Below are 19,320 nucleotides of genomic sequence, written 5' to 3'. Positions count from 1 at the left end.
GCTCACGCCGTTCGCGCCAGAACCATCTGGAACGCGGTGCTCGCTGCCTGATCCCAGCGCTATGACGAATCCTACATCGCATCGCCGTCTCTACAGTTTGCACCAGAGCCAGATTATTCAGGTATTTCGAGGATCGAATTCTAGTCCGCGCACCATCTCGATGCTGTGCGAGAAGTTCGCGCGCCGCACGATGTGACGCCTGATATCCGTCGAGCGTGATCTTGCGCGGCAGCCGTCCGTGGCTCGCGAAAGCACGACGCAAAAACGCCTTGGCGGCGGCGACATCTCGCTTCGCGCGCAGCAAAAAGTCCACCGGTTTTCCCGCCTTGTCGACGGCGCGGTAGAGATAGACCCAGCGACCCTTGATCTTGACGTAGGTTTCGTCGACACGCCACGATCCGCCAGCTTGGCGCGCGAAACGGTTCCACCGCTTTTCGCATTCCGGGACGTAGCGCTGAACCCAGCGCATGACGGTCGTATGGGCCAGGGACAAGCCGCGCTCCGCCATCATTTCCACGAGATCTCGGAAGCTAAGCTTGTACCGCAGGTACCAGCGCACGCAGAGAATGATGATTTCGCGATCGAAATGGCGTCCTTTAAAAAGATCGTCCACGCTCAGCATCGCCCATTGCCCCAACGTCCTTTGCCCCCATGCAGGGATTATGTCCCGCTCACACCGTTCGCACCAGAGCCATGCGCTCGAGCACCTTCGCCACAAGGTCCGTTTCGCGGGCTAGCACATAGTATTTTGCTTGGATTTCCTCCATAGTCGACCTTGGCGTTTGCAGAGCGGAGACCCATACGCCAGAGACCGGCGCCACGACGCCCGTTATTGTGTTTTCGTGAACTACCACAATGGGGGCCATCAAGTCCTTTGAGATCTCTACCGTCCGTCAAAGACGCCCCGCTTTCGACCATGACAAATGACTCGGTCATAACCGAATCGGCTTGTTGAATCAGAAAGAGATTGGCGTGCCGGCCCTCGGGAATGCGACGACCGTGGCGACGCAATCTTATCGTGAAAATGGTCTCCTGGAGGAGCGCGCGGCGGACCCCGGATCCGATTCCGACGGCGACGACCATCGGCAGGATCACCGAATAATCCCGCGTCATTTCGAAGATCATGACAATCGCTGTTATAACCCCGCCGGTCCCCGCCCCGACAATCGTGGCCATGCCTATTAGGCGCAGGAAACGCGCGAAAGGCTAGAATGCGCTTCAATAAGATGCACACCCGCGCCGAGCCAGGAGCCTAGACAAGCGCCGGTGAACAAGAGCGGCGAGAAAACGCCGCCCGACGTCCCCGCACCGAGGCTTACCGACGTAGCAAGCAATTTAGCCGCGAACAAGACGAAGAGAAGGCTGGCGCGGTCAGGTCATCCGCGAGAATGGACTGTATCACGCCATAACCTACTCCGTTCACCAACGGCGCGCCATAATAGCGCGTAAAGCCGACCATCATCGCACCGAGGATCGCCATGCCAACCGTCATCTGAACGTAGGCGCCCCCCGGGACAAGCCGGAAAATCTCCTCAAAAAGAGAAAGACTCCGGATGAAGAGCCAAGCGGCCAGACCGCAAGCGACGCCAATGCTGGCGATCATCAAAAGGTCCAAGGGAGGCGCATTCGAAAGCAGCGGGGTCTCAAGCGGGGGCAAAGAAAAGACTGAGGCGGCGCCCAAAAGCCTGCGCCCGACGTAGGTGGCGGAGCCGGTCGCAAGGAGGACGGGGAGAAAGGTACTGTGCGAGAATTCTGGCAAAAGAATTTCGACCGCGAAGAGGACCCCGCCAAGCGGCGTATTGAAAGTCGCAGCGATGCCAGCGCCGGCGCCGGCCGAGAGTAAAGTAATCTTTTGAGACGCGGATAATCTCAATGCCCGTGCGATCATAGAGCCCACCGAGGCTCCAATCAGGATGATCGGACCCTCTCGCCCGACCGAGGAGCCGGTCCCGATCGCTAAACATATGGTCAAGCGCGAATCCGATCAAACCCACGCTAATGCCCGGCGTACTGAATCCCTCGCATGAACGCGCGGCCAATCACCATGCGCGACGACTGCTTGTTCAAAATCCCAGGAGAGCACTTTATCGCGCGCAGATCTCGCAGCGCCGCGATTAACGAAGGTTATCCGCCATCCGCGCGGGGCGCCGGGGTTTCCGGATGTAATGCCGTCAAGCCGCGCCAAGAGACGCAACCACCAGGGCCAATGCGCATCAAGAAAATCGTCGGTCAACGCCTCAATGAGATCGGCGAAGATCGCGGTGCGCAATGGACGATGAAGAAATACGATTTCGTCCATCGCGATCGATCCGTGAAACCAGGCCTGATCAATTTCCCCGCCCCACTGCGGCGGTGGCGCGTCCTCAAGCGGCGTTTCGAAGACAAGGTCCTGGTGGCGCTTGATCGTCGATGAAGGCCCCCAAAAGCTTAGCGGCAGGAAAGGCGATCTTCCATTCTTTGAGATAAAGATGGTGAAGCCTGTTGGGGCTCACGAGATGCGCGACGTCCCCCAGCGCCGTCACATGAGCGCGTCGCGCGGGGGTCAGCTTTACCGGCGACCACACCCAGAGCTTATTGCCGACAAGCCGCACGATGAGCATTCGCGTCGGGTAGGGGAAGCCGAAGAAGTTGACGATGTCGCCTTCGCCAATCCAGATTGAATCGCCGATGTTCACGAGAGCGTTCACGAATACCCACCGCTCGCCTCTTGCGTCATAGAAAACCGTTGTCGAATTTCCGCGCCTTCAGAGCCGCCGCGAGACGTCTTTCGGGTACACCGCGTTCTGGGCGCCAAGCGCAGTTCGATCATACTTTACGGCCCGATCCCCTTGTCCAAACACCACTTCACGTCGCTCATCCGTGCGAGTTCCTGCAATAGCCACGCGCGCCATGCGAGAATTCCTTCGCCCGTTTTCGACGATAGTTCGACGACTTCAATGTGTGGATTGACGCGATGGGCATTAGCGAGGCAACGCCCCCTGTCAAACTCCACATAGGGCGCGAGATCGATCTTGTTGATGATCATGAGACGCGCGGCCTGAAACATATGCGGGTATTTAAGCGGCTTATCTTCTCCCTCTGTCACGGAGAGCATCACGATTTTGCAACTTTCGCCGAGATCGAAGAGCGCCGGACAAACAAGATTGCCGACATTTTCGATCATCACGATCGAACCTGTGGGAGGACGAAGCTCCATCAGTCCGCGCGCAATCATGTCAGCTTCGAGATGACAGCCGGCGCCGGTGTTCACCTGGATGGTCGACGCCCCCGCCGCACGGATGCGCTCTCCGTCAACGGAAGTCGCTTGATCACCCTCAATCACAAAAAGGGGCACGTCATCCTTCAGTTTGGCGATGGTGCGCTCAAGCAGCGTCGTCTTTCCTGCGCCAGGCGAACTCATGATGTTTAAGGCTAGAATTTCGCGTCCCTGAAGCCAGGCTCGATTTTGCGCGGCTATGGCGTCGTTCTTAGCCAGCAGGCGCTGCTGCAATGACAAGATTTGACCCTGCACCGCGCCGCCGTGATAGTGGTCGTCAGCTTCGTGACTATGTCCATGTGTGGTCCCATCAGCGTGGGTGTGCGGGTGATTATGATAAGCATGTTCTCCCGCATGCGCGTGTTTCTGAATTTCTTCCTCGATGTCCACCTGCTTTCCCGTTTGCATGTTGGTGATCTTCGCTTGCGCTTCGTCTCCGCAGCCGCAGGTTTTGCACATGGTTCGCTCCCTTGCCTTCCAGTGGCTCAACAGATGCGAGGAAATTGTTCGCCAACAAGCATATCGACGATCCGGCGTCCCCCGAGGGTCGTGCGCATCGTCACACGTCCACCGTCGTCCCCGGTGACTTGGCCAATGCGACAGGCCGAGCGCCCAAGTGCGTGCGCGCGCATCGCCGCCACGGCGTCATCAGCCTGCGCTGCCGGCGCGACGACGATGAGTTTGCCCTCATTGGCGAGATAAAGCGGATCAAGACCCAGAATCTCGCAAAACGCCTTGACCTCCGCTCGAATGGGAGTCGCGTCCTCATCAATCTCGATCGCGACGCCAGATGCTTCGGCGATTTCGTTCAACACGGTGGCGGCGCCGCCGCGCGTCGCGTCGCGGATGAAGCGAATACCCGGAGCCGCGTCGAGAAGCGCTTCGATGAGACCGTGTAGACACGCACAGTCGCTGACGATCGGCGCCTCTAGCATCATGTCGCCGCGCGCGCAAAGGATGGCGGCGCCATGGTCGCCGAGCATGCCGTTGACCAGGACGACGTCGCCGGCTTGCGCTCGATCGACGCCAAGGCGTGTGCCGGCATGGATGACGCCGACGCCAGTCGTCGTGAGGAAAAGCTTGTCGCAACATCCGCGTTGAACGACCTTCGTGTCGCCCGTGATGATTTTCACGCCCGCTTCGCGCGCCGTCGCGCTCATCGAATTGGCAATCTCTCGAAGCTCGTCGATTGCTAGGCCTTCTTCAATGATCGCCGCGCAAGAAAGGTAGAGGGGCCTAGCGCCGCCAACTGCAAGATCGTTAACCGTGCCGCACACGGCAAGCTTGCCGATGTCGCCACCCGGAAACACCAGCGGGTCGACGACGAAGCTGTCGGTCGTGAATGCGAGCCGATCACCGCGCGCGGCAATGTCAGCGAGTTCGATCCGCGCCTGGTCTTCTAGCGGGAGGCCTCTGCCGTCGAAAGCGCGAATGAAAACGTCGTCGATTAAATCTTTCATCGCCTTGCCGCCGCCACCATGCGCGAGCGTCACGCTGCGCACAAAGAGCTTGCCGAGCGCGCGAGCTGGCTTCACCATGGGGGGGAGCGAATTCATTCTGCTGCCTGCGATTGCTTAAGGCCGCCATATTGGTAATAGGCGGCGCAAGCGCCCTCGGATGACACCATCAGCGCCCCGAGCGGCGTCTCGGGCGTGCAGGCAGAGCCAAAGACCTTGCATTGCCATGGCTTGATGACGCCTTTCAACACCTCACCGCACTGGCAAGATTTTGGATCGGCGATCCGAACATTCGGGAGGTCGAATTTTCGCTCCGCGTCGAAACGCGCATATTCCTTTCGCAGCCTGACGCCGGAACGATCGATAGAACCGAGACCGCGCCACTCGAAGAATTCGCGCAGTTCGTATACGCGATTCACGGCGTTCAACGCTGCATCATTGCCCTGATCTGGGACGATGCGCGCATATTGATTCTCGATCTCGCAACGACCCTCAGCGATCTGTTTCAGCAGCATCCAGATCGACTGCAGGATATCGAGCGGCTCAAACCCAGCGACTACCATCGGCTTCTTGTAAAAACTGGAGATGAATGCGTACGGAGCCGTGCCAATAACCATCGACACGTGTCCCGGACCAAGAAATCCGTCGATTCTGAGATCCGGACTGTCGAGGATCGCCTTGATGGTCGGCACGATCGTAATATGATTGCAAAAGACGCTGAAGTTTTCCACGCCTTCACGCTCCGCCTGCAAGATCGTGAGCGCGGTCGACGGCATGGTCGTCTCAAAGCCAAGGCCAAAGAAGACGACCTGTCGATCAGGGTTTTTGCGCGCGACGGCCAGCGCGTCTAGCGGCGAATAGACCATGCGGACATCGGCGCCGTCGGCCTTCGCTTGCAACAGGCTCTTCGTCGAGCCAGGCACACGCATCGCGTCGCCAAAAGTGGTGAAGATCACGCCTTCGTCTTGCGCGATACTTACGCAATCGTCAACGCGTCCCATTGGCAGGACGCAGACGGGACAGCCTGGGCCATGCACCAGTTCTATGCTTTTCGGCAGCATGCCCTCGAGGCCATAGCGGAATATTGAATGCGTATGCCCGCCGCAAACCTCCATAATGTGGATCGGCCGGCCATTTGGCCCGATAACGGCGACGAGACGCTCGATTTCCTTGACGAGCGCGCGCGCCTTGGCGCTATCGCGAAACTCTTCGACATATTTCATGCCGAGGCTCCCTTTGTCGTCGCGGAGCCGCGATCGTCAGCGAGCAGAGTGTGAACCAGATCCCAAAGAATATGGTAGCTCGCCACGTGGCACTCCTGAATGCGATGGATGGAAGATGACGGCACCACCAGGCAATGATCGACGAGACCGCTCGATTTCATCTTGCCGCCATCGCCGCCGGCGAGGCCGACCGTGACCATGCGCAGTTCTTTCGCCTTGGCGAAGGCCGCGAGGAGATTCGCCGCGTTGCCGCTCGTCGATACGCCGATCACGGCATCGCCGGCGCTGCCCTGCGCGATAAGTTGACGCAAAAAGACATGTTCGAAGCCGAGGTCGTTGCCAACCGCGGAAAGCATGGCGAGATCGGCGACAAGATTGGTCGCCGCGAGCGCGGGACGCCCGGCGGTGACGGGATGCAGGAATTCCACTGCGATATGCGCGGCGTCGCAGCTCGAACCGCCGTTGCCCATGGTGAATAGCCGGCCTCCGTGACGGTAGACGTCGGCGAGGCTTTTCGCGGCGGCGACGAGATCGCCGGCTTGGTCCCCGAAAGTCCTGGCGTTGGTCTCGCGCGACTCTCGGGCCTTTTCAGCCACGGCGGCAAGCAGGGCGGCGTCCAACGCCTCCGGCTGCGCCTCGCCGTAGAGGAACGGATAAAGGTCCTTGAGATTGCTTTGGCTGGACATGCCGCCTCTCCTCAACCTTGCCGAATAAGCAGCGCCCCGCCGATCGCGGCCTGGCCGAGCGAGAGGCCGCCGTCGTTCGTCGGAACTTGAGCGTGCGACAAGACGGCGAAACCAGCCCCGCGAAGCCGACGCGCTATTTCTTCAAACAAAATGCGGTTTTGAAAGCAGCCGCCGGAAAGCGCGACCGTGTCGAAGAGTCTCGCGTGGCTTTCCCGCAGCCGCGCCGCCAGTTCCGCCACCGCTTCAGCCAGACCTTTATGGAAGCGAGCCGCCATCAGGCCTGGCAAAACGCCGCTGCAACAATCCTGAAGCGCAGCGCGCCACATCGGCGCTGGCTCGATCTGGGCAAGCCCCGTCGCTGAGGAGACGATCTTAAAGGCATAGCCGGGCCCGGCTTCGCGCACGGGGCCGCCGCTCGCGGCGGCCTCGACCAGCGCGCCTGCCTGCCCTTCATAGGCTTGCCGATCGCGGCACAAGCCGAGCAATGCAGCAAACGCGTCAAACAGCCGGCCACATGAGGAGGCGAGCGGCGCATTAATGCCACGGTTCATCATCGCGTCGAGCGTCTCGCGCGGTTTGGCGTCAAGGAAGTTATAGACTTCGAGTTCGCGATAGTCGGCCGCAAACGCGCGCCAGCCCATCGCCATCGCAATCTGCGCATAAAGATTGCGCCATGGCTCGCGGGCCGCTTGTTCGCCGCCGAGCATCGGCGCCGGTTTGAGCGAACCAAGCCGCCGATAGTCGCGATAATCGGCAAGGAGAAACTCGCCGCCCCAGATGCCCCCGTCATCTCCCAGGCCAACGCCGTCGAGCACGATCCCGAGCACCGGCGACGCATCGAGCGGGTAACCATTCTCCGCAAGGCAGGCTGCCACATGCGCATGATGATGCTGCGCTTCTATGAGCGGCAGATTCGCGCCGCTATAGGTTCTCGCAAGCCTCGAGGTCGCGTATTGGGGATGCCGGTCGACGACCAGCGCTTCCGGCGAATGCTCGAACAGCTTGGCGAAGAGCTTCTGATTTCTTTGATAGTCGTCGAGGGTCGCCGCATCTTCGAGATCGCCCTGATGCTGCGAGAGGATTGCCTCACCCTTCTTGAGCAGACAGAATGTCGCCTTAAGGTGTCCGCCAAAGGCCAGCACAGGCGGCGCCTGCCGGAATCCCGACGGCATGCGGATCGGCGTCGGCGCAGAGCCGCGGGCGCGACGAAGTACGCGCGGCGCCTCGTCCATGACCCGAACCAACGAGTCATCGACACGAGTCGCGATTCGCCGATTGTGCGTCAGCACATGGCTGGCGATCGCTCCAAGCCGTCTCGGCACCTCTGCATCGTCGATAACCTGCGGCTCGTCCGACCAATTGCCACTCGTCATAATCACCGGCCTACTGACCGCTCGCACCAGTAGCAAATGCAATGGCGTCGTCGGCAGCATAAAGCCGAGCGTATTCAATCCCGGCGCGACAGCGCGCGGTAGACGGAGAGGGCCCTTGACTTCGAGTAAGACGATCGGCGCGGACGGACTCGAAAGAAGCTCCGCCTCTTCCTCGCTGAGGCGGCAATAGTTGCGAACCATGGCCAGATCCTCGGCCATCAAGGCAAAAGGCTTTGCGTCCCGACGCTTACGGTGGCGAAGGTGATTCACAGCCGTCTCATTGGTCGCGTCACAGGCAAGCTGATACCCGCCAAGCCCTTTTATTGCTAAGATCTCGCCCGCGCCGATCAGCCGCGCGGCGGCCGCAAGCGCATCCTGTGCGCCAACCAAATCGAACGAGCCGTTCTCCAGCGTGGCAAGAGACAGCCGCGGTCCGCACACCGGGCATGCGATTGGCTGAGCATGGAAGCGACGATCGCCAGGATCCGCGTATTCCCGCGCGCATTCTTCGCACATCGCGAAAGGCGCCATGGTCGTCATCGTGCGGTCGTAAGGTACGCCGTGGACGATGGTTAGGCGCGGCCCGCAATGCGTGCAATTGGTGAAGGCGTAGCGGTAGCGCCGCGAGGAGGGATCGACGACCTCATCGGCACAGGCTGCGCAGATTGCCGCGTCCGGCGCGATCTGCGTGTCTGCGCCGCCACGAAGGCTATCCGCAATTCGAAACCCTTGGGTCGTCTCGCCCGTGAAAGGGCGGGTTTCGATCGTGTCGATCCGGCTGAGCGGCGGCGCTTCGCAGCGCAAGCGCGTTATGAAGTCCGCTATGTCGTTGCTCGCTCCGCCAACAATTACCACGACCCCCTCCGAGTCGTTATAGACTTCGCCCGCTAATCCCAATCGCCGCGCTATTCGCCATACAGTCGGCCTGAACCCAACGCCTTGCACACATCCACGAACGCGGATCTCGACCGTTTCTGTTGGTCTTTTTTCAGCAAACACGAGCTAGGGTTCTCCCTGACTTACGAACCTGTTGCTCGACCTCATATCAAAGTCGGAACAGTTTGCGCCGCAATTCAAAACTATTGCTCGGATTTGTTGGCTCAAGGCGAGCGCCGGCGAAGTTGTGAAGAGAAGCTCTAGATCTTGCCTGAATCCGGCAGCTTAGGGTGAATCGAGTTAATTCATTTCTGTGAGAGAGTTGTGACTTGAGCCGCAACAGGGATTTCCTCTATTCGCGATGAGCGGGAACAAAGTTTCCTCAAGGGACGTTTGCCTGCCGGGATATTCTGACGCGAGAGGGCGCCATCATGCCTGTCGCCGTTCCTTATGGTCGCAAGACACAAAAAACCCCCAAGGTTGAAGAGTTGCACATCCTCTGGATCACGGCCGGATTGGGTTGCGACGGAGACACGGTTTCGATCACGGCCGCCAGCCAGCCCAGCATAGAGGACGTGCTTCTTGGGGCGGTGCCGGGATTGCCAAAAGTGCATCTTCACAATCCGGTGTTGGCCTATGAGGTCGGCGACGAATTCCTGAAAATTTTTCATCAAGCGGCCCGTGGCGAAGTCGATAATTTCGTGCTCGTCGTCGAAGGCTCAGTTCCCAATGAGAAACTGAGCGGCGATGGCTATTGGGCGGCTTTTGGAACCGATCACAAGACCGGACAACCGATTACAACAAATGAGTGGATCGATCGCCTGGCGCCGAAAGCGCTTGGGGTCATCGCCGCCGGAACCTGCGCCACCTATGGCGGCATTCACGCCATGAAGGGCAACCCCACAGGATGCATGGGGGTCGCCGATTACCTCGGTTGGGAATGGAAATCCAAGGCGGGACTTCCGATCGTCAATGTGCCCGGATGCCCGGTTCAGCCCGACAACTTTATGGAGACGCTGCTTTATCTCCTGCGGCAACTAGCGGGAGCGGCGCCCATGATCCCACTCGATGATGCGCTGAGACCCAAGTGGCTCTTCGACATGACGGTGCATCAAGGCTGCGATCGCGCCGCATATTACGAGCAGGCCCAGTTTGCGCATGAATATGGCTCTCGCAAGTGCCTCGTGAAGATCGGCTGCTGGGGTCCCGTTGTCCAATGCAACGTGCCAAAGCGCGGCTGGATCGGTGGCGTCGGTGGGTGCCCGAATGTCGGCGGCATTTGCATCGGCTGTACAATGCCGGGGTTTCCCGACAAGCTCATGCCTTTTATGGACGAACCTCCCGGCGCGCGCATCTCTTCCACGCTCGTCGCGCCTTACGGCTATCTGATCCGCAATCTGCGCCGGCTCACCAACAGCACGCTGAACAAGGAACCAAGGTGGCGGCATAACCGACCAGAGCGCACCACAGGCTACGACCCGGGCAAGCCCGAAGCCTTGTATCCGCTTTAGGGGAAAAGCAATGGACCAGATCGCCGAAACCATTCGATCGGATGCGAAGTCGCCCAACCTTGTCGAAATGAGCTGGGACCCGATTACTCGGATCGTCGGCAGCCTCGGCATTTTCACGAAAATCGATTTCGAAAATCGCCGCATTGCCGAATGCCACAGCACCTCGTCGATCTTCCGCGGCTACAGCATTTTCATGAAAGGCAAGGACCCGCGCGACGCCCATTTCATCACGAGCCGAATCTGCGGCATTTGCGGCGACAATCATGCGACATGCTCGGTCTATGCCCAGAACATGGCCTATGGCGTCAAACCGCCGGCGCTTGCCGAATGGATCATCAACCTCGGCGAAGCCGCCGAATATATGTTCGACCACAACATTTATCAGGACAATCTCGTCGGCGTCGACTTCTGCGAGCAGATGGTGAAGGAGACGAATCCAAGCGTGTGGGCGAAAGCTCAGCACACTCTTGCGCCGCATTCCGCTGACCACGGCTACAAGACGATCGCCGACATCATGACGGCGCTGAACCCCTTTAGCGGCGAATTTTACCGCGAAACCTTGATGGTCAGCCGCTACACGCGCGAGATGTTTTCGCTCATGGAGGGACGGCACGTCCATCCCTCGACGCTATATCCTGGCGGTGTCGGCACGACGCCAACAGTGCAGCTCTTCACCGATTATCTCGTTCGGCTCACCAGATATGCCGAGTTTATGAAGAAATGCGTGCCATTGCACGATGATCTCTTCGATTTCATGTACGAGGCTCTGCCCGGCTACGAGGAAGTTGGAAGGCGTCGCATCCTGATCGGATGTTGGGGTTCGTTCCAGGATCCAGAAAAGTGCGACTACAACTACAAGACGATGGCCGACTGGGGCCGCGCGATGTTCGTGACCCCCGGCGTCATCGTCGATGGCGAATTGGTGACGACGAGCCTTGTCGACATCAACGTCCGGATGCGCATCCTGCTCGGCCACAGCTATTATGACGATTGGCAAAACACGGAGACATTCGTTAAGACCGATCCACTCGGCAATACAATCGACCAGCGTCATCCGTGGAACCAGACGTCGATACCGCGCCCGCAAAAGCGTGATTTCGACGGCAAGTATTCCTGGGTCATGTGCCCGCGCTGGCTAGACCAGCGTACAGGGGATCACCTCGCGCTCGACACCGGAGGCGGCGCGATTGCCCGGCTATGGTCAACAGCCTTGGCTGGAATCGTCGACGTCGGCTACGTGAAGTCCACCGGGCATAGCGTCAAAATCTATCTGCCCAAGACCGCGCTCAAGGGCGACGTGGAATTCGAGTGGCATGTGCCCAAGTGGAGCAACGCGATCGAACGCGATCGCGCGCGCACTTATTTCCAAGCTTATTGTGCAGCTCTGGCCTATCACTTCATCGAGAAAGCTTTAGCTGAGGTTCAGGCCGGTCGCACAAAAACCTGGACCGAGTTCAAGGTTCCAGACGAGGCGATTGGCTGCGGATTCCACGAGGCGGTTCGCGGCGTTCTTTCGCACCATCTCGTCATCCGCGGCGGCAAGATCGCCAATTACCATCCCTATCCACCGACGCCGTGGAATGCGACGCCCCGCGACGTCTACGGCACGCCGGGGCCCTATGAAGATGCGGTGCAGAACACGCCGATCTTCGAGGAGAATGGTCCGGACAAATTCAAAGGCATCGACATCATGCGCGCCGTGCGCAGCTTCGATCCATGCCTGCCCTGCGGCGTGCATATGTATGTGGGCGGCGGCAAAACGCTCAAAACGATTCATTCGCCGATGTTCGGCGTGTCGCGCGCGGGGACCTAGATGAGCGAAGCGTCCTCCAAGGCGCTACAAAGCTGTCTTCAGCGGATGCAGACAGCGATGACGGGCCTGGACGAGATCGGCGACGCAACAGCGCGTTCGGTCGCGAAGGACCTCGTCGACGCCTTGCTCGATCTGCATGGGCTTGCCCTCGCGAGGACCATAACCTTCCTGATGAACGCCGAAGGCGGCCGAGTCTTGGCGGAGGGTCTCGCAGACGACGACTGCGTCGCCGCGACAATGCTGCTGCATGGACTGCATCCGGAGGATCCCGAAACGCGACTCCGGAAGAAAATCAGCGCGATGCGCCCGCATTGGGGGGTGCGCGGCTTCCGTGTCGAGTTGACGGAGGTCTCGGCGTCGAGCGCGAAAGCGCGCCTTATCTGCAGCAATCCGATTGCCGATCGTCGCGCCGTGCTGGTCGAGGTCGAAACCGCGCTAACGGACGCTGCCCCCGATTTGGACGCGATCTCAGTTGAAGAAGTTGAAGAGGCGGAACCTGAGTCGGCCGCAGCACTGCAGAATTAGGGCAGCGAAATGGAGCGCTCTCAGAGGAATTGGGTGGCAAAGCTGAGGCGATTCGCGACGACGCCGAGCATGCAGCACGAACGCTGCGAGCTGTGCGGCGCGGCAATCGGCCCAGATCACGCGCATTTGCTGGAAATCGGGGTCCGGCGCCTGCATTGCGCCTGCGACGCTTGTAGCTTAACCTTGACCGAAAGTCAGCGCTTCCTTTTGGTGCGGCCGATGACCGAGGCGCTTGTCGATTTTAATCTCAGCGATTGGGATTGGGAGTCGATGCAACTGCCGATCGATCTCGCCTTCTTTTTCCGTAGCACAACCGACGGCAAAGTGGTGGCGCTCTACCCGGGACCAGCTGGAGCGATGGCTTCGACGATGAGCGAGGGGGCCTGGACGCGTCTCGTCGCCGCCAACCCGATGCTGAAGACCCTCGCGCCTGACGTGGAAGCCCTTCTTATCAACCGCACGAAAGGCGCTCGACGATATTATCGAGTGTCGATCGATCGCTGTTATGCGCTCGTGGGCGTTATTCGCTCGAGTTGGAAGGGAATCTCAGGAGGCGTGGAAGCTTGGGAGGCGATCGGGCAATTTTTCTCGGCGCTCGATTCGTCCGGCGTCGGCAATAGCAACCGGGCGATCATGCATGGCTGATCTTTCATTCACCATCGAACGGGTCGAGGCCGAAAAGTTCTCGGCGACGCCCCTATTGCTCTTCTCCCTGCGGATGATCAATGCGGAACAAGCGCAACGCATCGAAAACATCGAGCTCAACTGCCAGATTCGCCTGGAGCCAACGCAGCGCGTCTACAGTCCGTCGGAACGCGAAAGACTCGCCGAACTTTTTGGCGCCCCTGAGCGCTGGGGCGAAACGCTGCGCAGTCTGCTCTGGACGCAGATCCACGTCTCGGTTCCCGGCTTTGAACACGAGAAGACCGTGCAACTTCCGGTTCCCTGCACGCATGATTTCAACATTGCGAGCGCCAAATATTTCTACGGGCTGAACGATGGCGACGCGGCGTTGTCTTTCCTCTTCAGTGGATCCCTGTTCTACAAGAACGCTTGTGGCGACTTGCAAATCGAACAAATACCCTGGTCAAAGGAAGCTCGCTTCCGTCTTCCCGTCGCGATCTGGCGGGATCTGATGAACGCCTATTATCCCAACTCCGAATTGCTGCGCGTCAGCGCGGAGATTTTTGATCGCCTCAATGATTTCAAACGTCGCAACGGACTCCTGAGCTTTGACGACACCCTCCATCGTCTCCTACGAAATGTGGAGGTTGACGCGACATGAACTTCGAGCCTGCAAAAGACATCGCCGATGCGGTATTGTTCGAAGGATACATCCTCTATCCCTACCGGGCGTCCGCGCTCAAAAACCGACAGCGCTGGACGTTTGGCGGACTCTTCCCTCGCGACTACGCCGGCGATGAGCCTTCATCTATGCAAACCGAAATTCTGGTGAAGGTGGCGGATGAGGGGAAGCTTGATGTGACCCTGCGCTTTCTGCATACGCAGCGACGTCAGATCCTAAATGCAAAAGGCGACGACGTCGATGTCCTGGATTTGGACGGAAAACAATACGTCGCGTGGGACGAGGCCGTCGTGCGCGAGGTGACGGCCTCAGGATTGGCGCTGAAATCATTATGCGTCCACCCTGAAACCATGTCGTTTTCCTTTCCTGCGGAAAGCAGCATCGAGCCGCTTCCCGACGCAAGAGGCGCGATCCAACGCAGCTGCCAAGCGCTACAGGGCGTAACTAAGATATCGGCCACCCCAGTTGAAGGCAGCGTGGTGCGCGTGCGTGTCCAAGCTGAAAATACCACCCCCCTACGTCTTCGCCTCTCACGAGCCGAGGCGCAACACTATGGGTTCTTATCGACTCACACGATCTTGGGCGCCCGCGGGTGTGCGTTTGTCTCGCTTCTCGATCCGCCAGAAGCGCTCGCCGCCGCCGCAGCCGGCTGCCAAAATCTTGGGACGTGGCCGGTCCTGGCAGGCGAGGAATCGGCGACGGATATCATGCTCTCGTCGCCGATTATCCTTTACGACTACCCCAAGGTTGCGCCGCAGAGCAAAAGCCAGTTTTTCGATGCGACCGAAATAGACGAGATGCTGACGTTGCGCGTGTTGACCCTAACGAATGAAGAACAATTGGAAATGGCGGCGACCGACCCGGGAGCGCGGGCTATTCTCGAACAATGTCAGGCTTTATCTCGGGATCAGCTCTCCAACTTACACGGCGCGCTTCGAAAGCCCATGATGGACGGCGCCGCGCTGACTGTCGGCTCTCATGTTCGCCTCAACCCCAAAGATCGAGGCGACATTTTCGACATGGCGCTTAACGGCAAAATCGCGGTCGTCCAGGCGATCGAGCGCGATTTCGAGAACCGTCTCCACGTAGCCGTCACCCTGCTGGACGATCCGGGCGGCGACCTCGGCGAGAACGGATTTTCCGGACATCGATTTTTCTTCTCGACAGATGAGGTGGAGCGCGTGGGAGGGCTGTCATGACACGCGTTCTCGTTGCCGGGGTCGGTAATATATTTTGCGGGGACGACGCTTATGGCGTCGAAGTGACCAACCGCCTTCTTCGGAAAAGCTTCCCCTCCGAGGTCGATGTCAAGGATTTCGGGATCCGGGGCCTCGATCTGGCCTATGCTTTGACCGATGGCTACGAGTTCGTCATCGTAATCGATGCCGCAGCGCGAGGACAAGAGCCTGGTTCGATATCGATCGTCGAGCCGGAGCGGGCCATCGGCGCCGCAAGCGGACCGCAACCTCTTCTCGGCTCCGCGCATGGGCTCGATCCCGAAAAGGTTTTGCGTTTCGCGACAACCCTCGGCGCAACCTGCAAACGCATTTTCTTCGTCGTCTGCGAACCATTCACGCTTGGAGATGAGGATGGGCAGATGGGCTTAAGCGATGTCGTCGCCGCATCTGTGGAACCAAGCGTACATCTGGTCGAGAGCCTCGTTACTTCACTCTTGCGTGAAGGCGAGATTGCGCTCGGCGCTTGCTGAAGGGAGTAGGGCTATGGGTCTCTTCGAAATTATCCTCGGCCTCCTGATCCTGGCGCTGATCGCGTTCAATTTTCGCGACATTGTGCGCTATATCAAGATCACGATGATGTGATTGGCGGAACGCGATATGTGTCTCGGTATTCCCGGCTGCATCGTAAGGATCGATGACAGAGATAATCAGCTCGCCACAGTGGACATTTGCGGCGTGCGCCGCCAGATCAACGTCTCCTGTGTCGTCGGCGAAGATGAAATCGACGCCTGCATCGGAATGTGGGTGCTCGTCCATGTCGGCTTTGCGATGAGCCGCATAGACGAGGACGAGGCCAAAGCGACGCTCAAAATACTCAACGAGCTGGACGAAGCGCAGACCGATATCCAGGCCATACTTGTTTCCCCTCCTTTAACGAGGTGAGTGGGAGCAATGCACGAACTCTCCATTGCGCTAAGCGCGATCGAGCTCGCGGAGCAGGCTGCGAACGGCAGGCGAATTAAGCGAATTACCCTGGAAATCGGTGAACTTGCCGGCGTTGCGCCGGAAGCGCTATTTTTTTGTTTTGATCTTGCGACCAAGGACACGCTTGCCGAGGGCGCGGAGCTCGAGATTTGCGCGCGATCTGGGATCGCACGCTGTGAAGAATGTCAGAGCACTTTCCCCGCCCCCTCGCGCCTCGCCATTTGTGACTGCGGATCACCAAGAATTTGTCTCGTACAAGGCGAAGAACTCAACGTGAAGAGCGTTGAATTTTGTCAAGCGCGCCGAGAAGGCGACGGCGTGGCGGAGCAAGCTGAGAGGGATCGTTGAAAATCCCCTAAACGTCACATCTTAGTCTGTAATGTTCTATCCGAAATGCGGGCAAGAAAATGAGCCACGGTTAGATTTCGCTCATCACTTGAGCGTATGAAAGCAACGCAAATAGCGCCGTGCCTCCGATTATGTTGCCGACGAGGACCGGCAGCATGAACTGTACGAACAGGGGTCCGATGGCCAGTTCGCCGGACAGGACAAGAAAGAAGGCCTCGACACTTCCAGCGACAATATGAGAAAATCTTCCGATTGCAATTAGATAGGTCAATGGAGCGACCATGTGAAATCTTGCGGTTTCGGCAACGGGGATTATCCAAACCATCGCGGCGATGATGAACCCCGAGGGGATGCTTCTAAAAAGCATCTCGCTCGCCCCGAGGCTAAGGGTTGGTCGGCGACGCCGACGGCGCTCTGCCGTTTCCGCAGGACCTGCGCGTGTCGCGTTTGGCGACTGATCGCAAGGGGACTTTTACCTACACGCCGCGCTCGACCGAGCATGGCGTCTATATCTTCGTCGTTGAAGGAAATCTGACCTGCGGCAACGCCGTTCTGTGTCGCCGCGATAGCCTCGGCGTCTCGGGCGTGAAAATGGTCGAATTCGAAGCGGCCGACACGACGGCGATGTCACATTAACGCGTTCAGAGCGCAGCGAAGTCCGCTTGGCCTCAATTTTAGGATTTTAGGCGGGTAGCGTCACGGACCTCCACTCCGCGATCGCCCTGAGACGATGCAGATGGATGGCGATGGCGGAGTGGCGAGAAGGTTGGGGTGGGACGAAGAGGTTGCGGAGTGCGGAGAAAACATCGACGAAGCGCTGCAAGCCGCGCCACGATCTGAACCCCTGCATCGCTCGCTCTCTCTTTCGTAGCGGGACATGGGAGTTCTCCGCGCGGTTATTCAAGCCCTTATGCGATCGATGCTCAACGCCCGGCATGATCTCGCGCCGGGCTGCGGCATAGGAGCCGAGCTTGTCGGTGACCATGCGGCGAGGGCGACAGCCCTGCTTATGGAGGAGGCGCTTCAGCAATCGCTGAGCGGCTTTCGCGTGACGGCGAACCTGAACGATTTCGTCGAGGATGTAGCCGTCTTGGTCGACGGCGCGCCAGAGATAGCGCTTCTCGCCGTGGATCGAGACTACAACCTCGTCAAGATGCCAGACATCCAGCCGGCCGGGCTTCTTGCGCTTCAGGCGGCTGGCGTAATCGAGCCCGAATTTCATAGCCCAGCGACGGATGGTTTCATAGGAGAGAACGATCCCGCGTTCGAGCAGCATTTCCTCGACAAGGCGCAGGCTGAACGGGAACCGGAAATAGAGCCAGACGGCGTGGGAGATGATTTGAGGCGGGAAGCGATGGCGCTTGTAGCTCACGGGCGACGGGGTCATGTCGCCTGAATGGCCCGCCAAAGCCTACCCGCCGGTTAATGTGACATCGCCATTTGCAGCCGCTTTAAGATTTCGCGCGTCAGAAAAATCCGATAGATTCAAATGGATACTGAAAAAGTATAGCTTAAAAATCCGCATTACGGAAATTTCAACGTAATCGGTCGATTATGCGCAGCAATGCTTCGAGGAATTACATTGGCATGATCACCGCGGCAGCGGCTTCTATGCTCGCGGGACAGGCGGAGGCGGCAAATGATTTCGCCGCCAAAACCGTCATGGAAAAGATGCAGGCATCGGAACGTTACCCGTATATCGCAGGCGTGGTCGAAGGGCTTACCTATTCCCGGTTCGCCAGAGACGGAAAGAAAACCGAGGGGATGGGATGCATCTATGGCTGGTTTTACGACAAGCCGGAAACGCTGGATCTGATCTATGCGGCGTTTGGCCAATATCCCCAGTATACGGCCGGCGCCATTATCAGCGCACTGGCAAAAAAAAAGGCCTGTGGTGATTGATGGACCAGGCGACGCGTGTTGTTCTCGCCGAGATTTTTGAAGCGCGCGCCGCGGCGAAGCAGCGAGCGGAGCTCCGGCAGGTTCAGGAGCTGGACCGCCAGCTGGAAGAGCACGAGGAAAAGAAACGCCGCGAGGAGGAAGAAGACACACTCTTCCACGAACTCATGGCGGCCTCCGACGCAGAGGTCGCCATATTCCGCGACCGGCTCGAATAGTATGATACAGCCATCGTGGACGCCCTGATGGAGAACGAGCAACGCCTTGCCAACGCCCGCAAGAACCGCGAGGAAATCGAGGCTCACGCTTATCGCCTCCCCGATGGCCGCATGGCCTTCAAGACTGAAGACGGATTGCGGGTCTTCGACCAGAACGGGACGCAACTCGCACCTGACACAATCAACCCCGACGGGATTCCAGATAATCTTCCGCGATGGAAGGGGTATCAGGATGTTGCCGCTCGGGAGCATAAACTCCATCACGATCGGGATGAACTCCTCCGGCTACAGAAGCGCGTTGACGAGGCCCGCGAGGAACTCGACAAGGGCGGCATTTCGTCCAAACGCCTCGATGACCTCTCAGCCGACCTGCAACGCGACATGCCCGAGGCGGTCCAGCGGAAGCTGGCCGGCGACCAAACGCCCGCCGCAACGGAAGCGCGCTCAGTCACGCCTGGCCAGGGAATGCGCGCCACCGGCCCCGTCTCTGGCCCAAGCTTCTGACACCGCAGGATCATTGCTGCATCCGCTCCCTTAAGCTCGCTGAACTAAGGCAATTGTCACGCTTGAACCTTTGGCGCGATGGATTCACCCTCCCAAAGAATTGAGTCGAGGCGCCTTTGCCTGAGGAGGGGTCATGACCCGTCGATCCGCGGCGAACGTGCTG

Annotated in this window: 25 protein-coding genes and 1 pseudogene; 13 read left to right on the top strand and 13 right to left on the bottom strand. The window is 59.0% G+C overall.

Translation table 11 applies throughout. The features are described 5' to 3' along the window. Positions 1-106: 106 nt before the first annotated feature. From MMG94_RS21165 to hypF, 11 genes and pseudogenes are all read right to left on the bottom strand, one after another. Positions 107-622, bottom strand: a pseudogene (locus tag MMG94_RS21165) (IS6 family transposase); the annotation flags it as partial. 38 nt (positions 623-660) lie between these two features. Beyond that, a complete protein-coding gene (locus MMG94_RS22245) occupies positions 661-1,176 on the bottom strand; it encodes a chloride channel protein (protein WP_154420496.1) in 516 nt (171 codons plus the stop codon). Positions 1,177-1,181: 5 nt separating this feature from the next. After that, complete coding sequence (locus tag MMG94_RS22240) at positions 1,182-1,334, bottom strand: chloride channel protein (RefSeq protein WP_157212446.1); 153 nt, start codon at positions 1,332-1,334, stop codon at positions 1,182-1,184. Beyond that, positions 1,316-1,972: a chloride channel protein gene (locus tag MMG94_RS21160; protein ID WP_026016361.1), complete on the bottom strand. Its 657-nt coding sequence runs from the start codon at positions 1,970-1,972 to the stop codon at positions 1,316-1,318. Before MMG94_RS21160 ends, MMG94_RS22240 begins: the two co-directional genes overlap by 19 nt. A gap of 12 nt (positions 1,973-1,984) precedes the next feature. Then, the gene (locus MMG94_RS21155; protein WP_202948264.1) at positions 1,985-2,299 is read right to left on the bottom strand and encodes a hypothetical protein; all 315 of its coding nucleotides are present in this window, start codon (positions 2,297-2,299) and stop codon (positions 1,985-1,987) included. A gap of 64 nt (positions 2,300-2,363) precedes the next feature. Then, complete coding sequence (locus tag MMG94_RS21150) at positions 2,364-2,687, bottom strand: hypothetical protein (RefSeq protein WP_202948265.1); 324 nt, start codon at positions 2,685-2,687, stop codon at positions 2,364-2,366. A 125-nt stretch (positions 2,688-2,812) separates the two neighbouring features. Continuing rightward, on the bottom strand, positions 2,813-3,715 hold the full coding sequence (gene hypB / locus MMG94_RS21145; protein WP_016920670.1) for a hydrogenase nickel incorporation protein HypB: 903 nt from the start codon (positions 3,713-3,715) through the stop codon (positions 2,813-2,815). Between the two features lie 26 nt (positions 3,716-3,741). Further along, a complete protein-coding gene (gene hypE / locus MMG94_RS21140) occupies positions 3,742-4,812 on the bottom strand; it encodes a hydrogenase expression/formation protein HypE (RefSeq protein ID WP_026016362.1) in 1,071 nt (356 codons plus the stop codon). After that, positions 4,809-5,936, bottom strand: a complete 1,128-nt coding sequence (gene hypD, locus MMG94_RS21135; protein WP_016920672.1) for a hydrogenase formation protein HypD — start codon at positions 5,934-5,936, stop codon at positions 4,809-4,811. The genes hypE and hypD overlap by 4 nt, the downstream gene beginning before the upstream one ends. Then, positions 5,933-6,622 carry a D-sedoheptulose-7-phosphate isomerase gene (locus tag MMG94_RS21130; protein ID WP_016920673.1) on the bottom strand — a complete coding sequence of 230 codons (690 nt, stop codon included), beginning with the start codon at positions 6,620-6,622 and terminating at the stop codon, positions 5,933-5,935. The genes hypD and MMG94_RS21130 overlap by 4 nt, the downstream gene beginning before the upstream one ends. Before the next feature lie 11 nt (positions 6,623-6,633). Then, entirely contained in the window at positions 6,634-8,940 is a 2,307-nt protein-coding gene (gene hypF / locus MMG94_RS21125; protein WP_051001132.1) for a carbamoyltransferase HypF, read from the bottom strand. A gap of 362 nt (positions 8,941-9,302) precedes the next feature. On the opposite strand from hypF, the gene MMG94_RS21120 reads away from it, so the two are divergent. The 9 genes from MMG94_RS21120 (at position 9,303) to MMG94_RS21080 (ending at position 16,536) form a co-directional block, all read left to right on the top strand. Continuing rightward, positions 9,303-10,382, top strand: coding sequence for an NADH-quinone oxidoreductase subunit B family protein (locus MMG94_RS21120; protein ID WP_016920675.1), 1,080 nt, complete (start codon positions 9,303-9,305; stop codon positions 10,380-10,382). A 10-nt stretch (positions 10,383-10,392) separates the two neighbouring features. Next, positions 10,393-12,195, top strand: a complete 1,803-nt coding sequence (locus MMG94_RS21115; RefSeq protein WP_016920676.1) for a nickel-dependent hydrogenase large subunit — start codon at positions 10,393-10,395, stop codon at positions 12,193-12,195. Continuing rightward, a complete protein-coding gene (locus MMG94_RS21110) occupies positions 12,196-12,720 on the top strand; it encodes a hypothetical protein (protein ID WP_016920677.1) in 525 nt (174 codons plus the stop codon). A 69-nt stretch (positions 12,721-12,789) separates the two neighbouring features. Further along, entirely contained in the window at positions 12,790-13,365 is a 576-nt protein-coding gene (locus MMG94_RS21105; protein WP_244415410.1) for a DUF5947 family protein, read from the top strand. After that, entirely contained in the window at positions 13,358-14,005 is a 648-nt protein-coding gene (locus MMG94_RS21100; protein WP_016920679.1) for a DUF6084 family protein, read from the top strand. Before MMG94_RS21105 ends, MMG94_RS21100 begins: the two co-directional genes overlap by 8 nt. Beyond that, the gene (locus MMG94_RS21095; RefSeq protein ID WP_016920680.1) at positions 14,002-15,225 is read left to right on the top strand and encodes a hypothetical protein; all 1,224 of its coding nucleotides are present in this window, start codon (positions 14,002-14,004) and stop codon (positions 15,223-15,225) included. The genes MMG94_RS21100 and MMG94_RS21095 overlap by 4 nt, the downstream gene beginning before the upstream one ends. A gap of 62 nt (positions 15,226-15,287) precedes the next feature. Continuing rightward, positions 15,288-15,734 carry a hydrogenase maturation protease gene (locus tag MMG94_RS21090; protein WP_244415412.1) on the top strand — a complete coding sequence of 149 codons (447 nt, stop codon included), beginning with the start codon at positions 15,288-15,290 and terminating at the stop codon, positions 15,732-15,734. Positions 15,735-15,861: 127 nt separating this feature from the next. Further along, the gene (locus MMG94_RS21085; protein ID WP_026016365.1) at positions 15,862-16,146 is read left to right on the top strand and encodes a HypC/HybG/HupF family hydrogenase formation chaperone; all 285 of its coding nucleotides are present in this window, start codon (positions 15,862-15,864) and stop codon (positions 16,144-16,146) included. A gap of 9 nt (positions 16,147-16,155) precedes the next feature. Next, positions 16,156-16,536: a hydrogenase maturation nickel metallochaperone HypA/HybF gene (locus MMG94_RS21080; RefSeq protein WP_016920684.1), complete on the top strand. Its 381-nt coding sequence runs from the start codon at positions 16,156-16,158 to the stop codon at positions 16,534-16,536. A gap of 70 nt (positions 16,537-16,606) precedes the next feature. Here the strand turns inward: MMG94_RS21080 and MMG94_RS21075 are convergent, their stop codons facing one another. Beyond that, positions 16,607-16,903, bottom strand: coding sequence for a formate/nitrite transporter family protein (locus MMG94_RS21075; RefSeq protein WP_016920685.1), 297 nt, complete (start codon positions 16,901-16,903; stop codon positions 16,607-16,609). Between the two features lie 23 nt (positions 16,904-16,926). On the opposite strand from MMG94_RS21075, the gene MMG94_RS21070 reads away from it, so the two are divergent. Further along, positions 16,927-17,172 (top strand): pirin family protein, encoded by a 246-nt coding sequence (locus MMG94_RS21070; RefSeq protein WP_016920686.1) that lies wholly within the window; start codon positions 16,927-16,929, stop codon positions 17,170-17,172. Positions 17,173-17,218: 46 nt separating this feature from the next. On the opposite strand, the gene MMG94_RS21065 is transcribed toward MMG94_RS21070, so the two are convergent. Continuing rightward, positions 17,219-17,923, bottom strand: coding sequence for an IS6 family transposase (locus MMG94_RS21065; protein WP_016920687.1), 705 nt, complete (start codon positions 17,921-17,923; stop codon positions 17,219-17,221). Between the two features lie 200 nt (positions 17,924-18,123). On the opposite strand from MMG94_RS21065, the gene MMG94_RS21060 reads away from it, so the two are divergent. Genes MMG94_RS21060 through MMG94_RS21050 form a run of 3 tightly spaced genes read left to right on the top strand, consistent with a single transcriptional unit; the run spans position 18,124 to position 19,157 of the window. After that, the gene (locus MMG94_RS21060) at positions 18,124-18,438 is read left to right on the top strand and encodes a hypothetical protein (RefSeq protein ID WP_016920688.1); all 315 of its coding nucleotides are present in this window, start codon (positions 18,124-18,126) and stop codon (positions 18,436-18,438) included. Further along, entirely contained in the window at positions 18,438-18,653 is a 216-nt protein-coding gene (locus MMG94_RS21055; protein ID WP_016920689.1) for a hypothetical protein, read from the top strand. Before MMG94_RS21060 ends, MMG94_RS21055 begins: the two co-directional genes overlap by 1 nt. Positions 18,654-18,680: 27 nt before the next feature. After that, positions 18,681-19,157 carry a hypothetical protein gene (locus MMG94_RS21050; RefSeq protein WP_154420498.1) on the top strand — a complete coding sequence of 159 codons (477 nt, stop codon included), beginning with the start codon at positions 18,681-18,683 and terminating at the stop codon, positions 19,155-19,157. Positions 19,158-19,320 lie beyond the last annotated feature (163 nt).

The organism is Methylocystis parvus OBBP (genome assembly GCF_027571405.1).
GTDB classification, from domain to species: Bacteria; Pseudomonadota; Alphaproteobacteria; order Rhizobiales; family Beijerinckiaceae; genus Methylocystis; species Methylocystis parva.
Note: the sequence above shows the minus strand (reverse complement) of the source record. Positions and strands in the feature narration are given on the sequence as shown.